This is a genomic window from Streptococcus sp. WM07, from assembly GCF_004570525.1.
Lineage (GTDB): Bacteria > Bacillota > Bacilli > Lactobacillales > Streptococcaceae > Streptococcus.
On sequence record NZ_SPPZ01000323.1, the window covers coordinates 1 to 298 of the forward strand.

Sequence of the window (298 nt, forward strand, 5' to 3'; positions counted from 1 at the left end):
CTGTTGCTGGTTTATCTCCTGGTGTAGTTGTATCTACTGGTTCCTCAAAGCTTACCTTAGTACCTGCTGGCAAGTCTCCTAGATTTGCAATAGATTTAGATGGATCTACTTCCTCACCTGGTTTAACGGTCTGATCTTGTGCGACTGGCGTGTTCTTATCCGCGTCGGTTGGTTCAGAAACTTTAACAGTTACTGGAACCTTGTCCGTTGAGCCATCTGGATACGTTACCACAGCTGTTGCTGGTTTATCTCCTGGTGTGGTTGTATCTACTGGACTCTCAAAGCTTACCTTTGTACC

General features: G+C 45.6%; 1 protein-coding gene. It reads right to left on the bottom strand.

All coding sequences use genetic code 11. The annotated features are described in order from the left end of the window. The coding region (locus E4T71_RS09410) for a Rib/alpha-like domain-containing protein (RefSeq protein WP_245165734.1) at nucleotides 1-298 on the bottom strand (298 nt) is incomplete at both ends.